A 6,316-nucleotide genomic window follows, 5' to 3' on the forward strand; every position below is an offset into this window, starting at 1 on the left:
CACCGGTGCGGCCGGCGCAGCCGGCAGCGGCTGGCCGACCAGCGGTTCGGTCGGAGTCAGCGGGGCCGGGGCATCGAGCGGCATGACCTCGACGCCCGGGGCCGGCGGCGGCAGCGGTCGTGTCCGGCTGGCGGCCGGGGCGCGCGTGCGGTCCTCGACCGGAGCCCCGAAGGGCGAGGGAGCGGTACAGCCGGCTGCCAGCAACAAGGCCAGCAGCGGAGCGAGGCGCCAGGGCGCCGGCGGCCGGGGCAGCGTCGTCATTGCATGAGTCTCCGGAAGAAGTCGCCGATGGAATCGTTGTTGGACGGGGCGGCGGTGCGCGGTTCAGCGCTGCCACCCGCGACGGGTTCCTCGCTGCCGGTGTCGCCGTTCGTGTCCATGCCGCCGCCAGCATACCCTTCGGGCGGCACGTATCCGGCATGACACGGCGCCAGCGCGCGCGGTTCGGAGCCGGCAAGGAACGGCAGCATCAGGGTGTTGTGGCAGTTGCGATCGGCCAGTCCGCCGGAGGCGCGATCGACCGCGATCGTCGCGACCTCCAGCGGCGGTGCCGGATCGAGCGGCGTCAGCGGCAGCTGCTTCATCAGGTCGACCCAGGTGCGCAGTGCGCCGGTGGCGCCCGACAGGCCGGTCGGCTGGTTGTCATCGCGCCCGACCCAGACCAGCGCCATCAGGTTGCCGCTGAAGCCGGCGAACCAGGAATCGCGCAGGTCGTCGGTGGTGCCGGTCTTGCCGGCCAGGCCGAGTTTGCGGTCGAAGGCCTTGCCGGCGAGGCCGGCGGCCGTGCCCTCACGCACGACGGCCTGCATGGCGTTGATGATCAGATAGGCCGGGCCGGGCTTGACCACCTGCTGGATGTCGAGCGGATAGCGGCTGAGCGGCTTGCCGTCCTTGGTCGTGACCTCGCGGATCGCGCGCAGCGGCGCACGGAAGCCGCCGCTCGCGAGCGTCTGGTACATCTGCGCGATCTCGAACGGCGTCAGGTCGGCGGCTCCGAGCACCAGCGACGGGTTGGTACGCAGGTTCTGGCGGGCGCCGAGGCGCTTCATGATGTCGACGACGCGCTCCATGCCGATCTGCTGCGCGATCCACGCCGTCGGCACGTTCATCGACTTGGCCAGCGCGTCGCGCAGCATTACGCGGCCGCGGTAGCGCTTGTCGTAGTTGTGCGGCGACCAGTCACCGCCACCGCCGGGAATGCGCCAGGTGAAGGGTTCATCGTGCAGGCTGCTCGCGAGCGAGTAGTGCTCGGAATCCTCCAGGGCCGCCAGATACACGGCGGGCTTGAGCAGCGAGCCGGCCGGGCGGCGCGCATCGAGCACGCGGTTGAAGCCGGCCAGACGCACGTCGCGCCCGCCGACCAGCGCGTAGACCTCGCCGTTGTCGGGGCTCGCGAGCACGACCGCGCCCTGCAGCGTGTCGGGCTTCATGCGCTGGGATTTCTCCAGCACCGGCAGCGAGGCGAGCAGCGTCTGTTCGGCGATGTCCTGCATGCGCGGGTCGAGCGTCGTGAAGATGCGCAGGCCCTCGGAGGTCAGGTCCTCCTCGCGGTAGCTCTCGCGCAGCTGGCGCTGCACCAGATCGACGAAGTTCGGATACAGCGTCAGGCCGTTGGTCTGGCGCTCAACCACGCCGAGCGGGGCCGCCTTCGCTTCGGCCGCAGCGACGGCGTCGATGTAGCCGAGCTCGGTCATCGCTTCGAGCACGATCGCGCGGCGTTCCTTGGCGCGCTCCGGGTGCCGGCGCGGGTCGTAGTACGACGGGCCCTTGACCAGCCCGACCATCAGCGCCATCTGCGGCAGCGTCAGCTCGCCGAGCGGCCGGTCGAAGTAGAAGCGCGCGGCGCGGCCGAAGCCGTGGATGGCGCGGGCGCCGTCCTGACCGAGGTAGATCTCGTTCGAATACGCTTCGAGGATGTCGTCCTTCGAGTAGTGCGCATCGATCAGCACGGCCATCAGCATCTCGTTGAGCTTGCGCGTCAGCGTGCGCTCGTTCGAGAGGAAGAAGTTCTTGACCAGCTGCTGCGTCAGCGTGCTCGCGCCCTGCACGGTGCGACCGGCGCGCAGGTTGGCGATCGCCGCGCGCGCCACGCCCTTGAGGTCGATGCCGAAGTGCTCGAAGAAGGTGCGGTCCTCGGTCGCCACCAGCGCATCGACGAGCGGCTTCGGCAGGTCCTGGCGACGCACCAGCACGCGGTCCTCGTGATGTGCCGGGTAGATGCCGGCGATCTCGAACGGCTCCAGGCGCAGCACGTCGGGCGAAGGCTGGCCGTCGAGGCCGTCGAGGCCGACCAGCGTGCCATCCCGGAAACCGACCCGCACGTGGCGCGAGGCCTCGGTGCCGTCCCAGAACGCGAAGCCGCGCGTGCTCAGTTCGAGCGTATCGCCGTTGCGCCGGTACAGGCCCGGACCGTCGATGCTGTCGGCCCTGCGATAGCGCAGCAGGTCGAGTTCGTGCTGCAGCTGCTCGGCGTTCAGCGTCGCACCGACGAAGGCTTCGAGCGGCCGGGCGTACACGCGCGCCGGCAGCGCCCAGCGCTTGCCTTCGAACTGCGTGCGGATGACGCCGTCGAGATGGCTGGCGTAGTTGTACAGCAGCACCGCGCCGACCAGCGTCGCCGCGAGCAGGCAGAGGCCGATCAGGCCGAACAGGCCGCGCACGAAACTCGGACGGCGCTTGCGGGGGGCTTCGGGTTTCTTCATTCGTTCACGTTCAGGGCGCGGACGTGCCGCGCTCGGCGCCCGCCAGCAAGCGGCGGCGCAGCGGTTGGGTTGGAGCCGGAGGCCGGCTTATTCTGTAGGTATCCTGATGCGCATCCGATCGCGCCGAGCCCAGCAAGCCCCCATGAGCCCTGATACCACGTTTGACACGCTGGCCCGGTCCCTGGCGAACCCGGATCTCTATCCGGGCGCCGACACCGTGCGCCGGCTGGACACGCATATTTCCGCGGTGTTCCTCGCCGGCGACCGGGCACTGAAGATCAAGAAGCCGCTGAACCTCGGCTTCCTGGACTTCGGCACGCTGCAGCGTCGTGCACACTTCTGCCGGGAGGAACTGCGGCTGAACCGCAGGCTTGCGCCGGACATCTACCTCGATTGTATCCCGATCTGCGGCAGCCCGGAAAATCCGGTGCTTGGCGGTGATCCGGCCGAAGCCATCGAATGGGCGGTGTCGATGCGCCGCTTCGCGCAGGAAAACCTGCTCGATCGCTGCCTCGCCGAAGGCCGGCTGACGGCCGCGCACATCGATGCGATGGCCCGCAGCCTCGCCGGCTTCCACGCCGGCATCGCCGTCGCCGGCGACGACAGCCCGTTCGGCACGCCCGAAGCCGTCGCCGCCCCGGCCTTCGACAACTTCCGCCATGCGCGCGAGCTGCTGCACGCGCCCGAAGACCGCGCCGCGCTCGATCGCATCGAGGCCTGGACGCAGGCCACCCATGACCGCATCGGGCCGCTGCTCGCGGCGCGCAAGGCCGGCGGCCGCATCCGCGAGTGCCACGGCGACCTGCACCTCGGCAACATGATCCTCGATGGCGATGCCGTGACGGTGTTCGACTGCATCGAGTTCAACGATGCCTTCCGCTGGATCGATGTCGCCGCCGATCTCGCCTTCGTGGTCATGGACCTGCAGCAGCGCGGCCGCGACGACCTCGCCGCGCGGGCGCTGAACGTCTGGCTCGAATACAGCGGCGATCACGACGCCGCCGGCGTGCTGCCGTTCTATCTGGTCTACCGGGCGATGGTGCGCGCCAAGGTCGCGGCGATCCGCCTCGGTCAGGCCGACGTGCCGCCGGACGAGGCCGCGGCCGTGCTCGCCGAAGCGCGCCGCTACCTCGCGCTCGCCGAACGCTACACGCAGCCGCCGCAGCCCTTCCTGCTGATCACGCACGGCGTCTCCGGCTCCGGCAAGTCGACGGCGACGCAGACGCTGCTCGAAGCCTTCGGCGCGATCCGGCTGCGCTCGGACGTGATCCGCAAGCAGCTGTTCGGCCTCGGCCCGCTCGATGACAGCCACGCCGCCGGCAGCGACATCTACACGCAAAAGGCCAGCGAACGCACCTACGCGCGCCTGCTTGAGCTCGCCGCGCAGCTGCTCGCGCAGGGCTGGCCGGTGCTGGTCGATGCGACCTTCCCGCAGGCCTGGCAGCGCGCGCCGTTTCGCGAACGCGCGCAGCAGGCCGGCGTGCCCTTCGTGCTGCTCGCCTGCAGCGCCGAAGCCGACACGCTGCGTGCGCGCGTCGCGGCGCGCCGGCAGGCCGGCACCGACGCTGCCGAGGCCGACGTGCGCGTGCTCGATGCCCAGCTCGCCGGCTACGTCGCCCCGGATGCCGATGAACAGCCGCTTTCCGCTGCCGGCCTCGATGCTGCCGCGCTGACCGCCGCCGTGCGCGCGCGTCTCGGCTGACCCGGATGCACCACACGACGCCGGGATGGCGCCGGGTCGCGATCGCGCTGCTGCTCACCGGCAGCGCCGCGACTGCCCACGGACAGGCAAGTACGCCCGGGAAGACCGGCGTGCCGGTCGAGGTCGTCATCGAAGGCATCGAGGACGAGCGCCTGCGCGTCAACGTCGCGAACTTCCTGAGCATCCGCGAACTCGCCAGCAAGCCCGAAGCCACCGACTCGCGCATCGCCTGGGAGCATCGCAAGGCCGAGGAAGAAATCCGCACCGCGCTGCAGCCCTTCGGCTATTACCGCCCGACGATCCAGGCGAGCCTGGAGCGCGACGGCCCGGGCTGGCGCGCCACGTACCGGGTCACGCCGGGCACGCCGGTGCGCGTGCGCACGCTCGACATCCAGCTATCCGGGGCCGCGACCGGCGACGCCTCCTTCCACAAGCTGCTGAAGAACCTGCCGATCCACGTCGGCGAGGCCTTCGAGCACGAGCACTGGGAGAAGCTCAAGAGCGGCATCACCGGCCTGATCACCGAGCACGGCTACTTCTCGGCGCAGATCGTGATGTCCGAGGTGCGCGTCGATCCGGCCGCCGGCAGCGCCGACGTGCACCTGCACGTCGATTCCGGCCGCCGCTACCGCTTCGGCGAGACCACCTTCCACCAGACCATCCTGAAGGACGAGGTCCTGCGCCGTTACAACCGCATCAAGCCCGGCGACCCCTACGATGCCGCGGCACTGATCGACCTGCAGGGCGCGCTCGCCGATGCCGACTACTACCAGAGCGTCGAGATCGAGGCCGGACCCGACCGGGCCGAAGGCGACACGATCCCGCTCGACGTGCGCCTGCGCCCGCGCCTGCGCGAGCGCTGGGACTTCGGCCTCGGCTACGGCACCGACACCGGCCCGCGCGGACGCATCGGCTTCAAGGAGCGCTGGGTCAACGACCTCGGCCACAAGTTCACGTCCGACCTGCGCGTGTCGCAGATCAAGACGACGCTGGCCGCCGAGTACCTGATCCCCGGCAATGATCCGCGCCTGGAGCAGTACTCGATCCACTCGCGCGCCGACTACGAGGACTCGACGACGGTCGAGAACCGCCTGTTCCTGATCGGCGTCGGCCAGAAGCTGCAGGCCGGCGACTGGCAGCGGCTGACGGCGCTCGACTGGCAGATCGAACGCTTCCGCTACTTCGACACGCCCGCCGACATCATGCTGCTGATCCCGTCGGTGACCTTCTCGCGCTCGACGGTCGACGATTCGCTGCGCGTCTACCGCGGCGAGCGCCTGAGCCTGCAGCTGCGCGGCGCGCTCGAACCGATCCTGTCCGACAACACCTTCTTCCAGGTCACCGCCGGCGTGAAGGAAGTCTGGCCGCTCGGCAAGGACATGCGCCTGCTCGCGCGCTTCGACGCCGGCACGACCTGGACCTCCGACCCCGAGCAGCTGCCGTCCTCGGTGCGCTACTACGCCGGTGGCGACACCAGCATCCGCGGCTACGAATACCAGTCGATCGGCCCGCGCAACGACCGCGACAAGGTCATCGGCGGCCGGCACATGCTGGTCGGCAGCATCGAGCTCGAACACCGCGTGGTCGGCGACTGGAGCGTCGCCGCCTTCGTCGATGCCGGCGATGCCTTCGAGCGCAGCCCGTCGATGAAGCTCGGTGCCGGCATCGGCGTGCGCTGGGCCTCGCCGATCGGCCCGATCCGCCTCGACCTCGCGCACGGCTTCGACGAGCCGGGCGACGCCTTCCGCATCCATTTCACGCTCGGTCCGGACCTGTGAGGAAAGCTGCCCTGACGACGCTGGCCAGCTGCACGGACCATCCTTTTCCGCATGCCGCAGGCATCGGCCTGGCCTCCCCTCTCCCCTTGCGGGAGAGGGGCCGGGGGAGAGGGGGAAACGCCGGCACTGCGCCC

At 70.2% G+C, this 6,316-nt stretch carries 3 protein-coding genes and 1 pseudogene; 2 read left to right on the plus strand and 2 right to left on the minus strand.

Going from position 1 to position 6,316, the window contains the following annotated elements:
• Both PKE44_RS13505 and mrcB read right to left on the minus strand, forming a co-directional pair.
• Nucleotides 1-261, minus strand: a pseudogene (locus PKE44_RS13505) (hypothetical protein); the annotation flags it as partial.
• Nucleotides 258-2,702 carry a penicillin-binding protein 1B gene (mrcB, locus tag PKE44_RS13510; RefSeq protein ID WP_324552061.1) on the minus strand — a complete coding sequence of 815 codons (2,445 nt, stop codon included), beginning with the start codon at nt 2,700-2,702 and terminating at the stop codon, nt 258-260. The gene mrcB and the pseudogene PKE44_RS13505, both read right to left, overlap by 4 nt.
• A gap of 142 nt (nt 2,703-2,844) precedes the next feature.
• On the opposite strand from mrcB, the gene PKE44_RS13515 reads away from it, so the two are divergent.
• Nucleotides 2,845-4,404, plus strand: coding sequence for an AAA family ATPase (locus tag PKE44_RS13515; protein ID WP_324552063.1), 1,560 nt, complete (start codon nt 2,845-2,847; stop codon nt 4,402-4,404).
• A 5-nt stretch (nt 4,405-4,409) separates the two neighbouring features.
• The gene (locus PKE44_RS13520; protein WP_324552064.1) at nt 4,410-6,182 is read left to right on the plus strand and encodes an autotransporter assembly complex family protein; all 1,773 of its coding nucleotides are present in this window, start codon (nt 4,410-4,412) and stop codon (nt 6,180-6,182) included.
• Nucleotides 6,183-6,316 lie beyond the last annotated feature (134 nt).

It is taken from the genome of Plasticicumulans sp., from assembly GCF_035331805.1.
GTDB lineage: Bacteria > Pseudomonadota > Gammaproteobacteria > Competibacterales > Competibacteraceae > Plasticicumulans.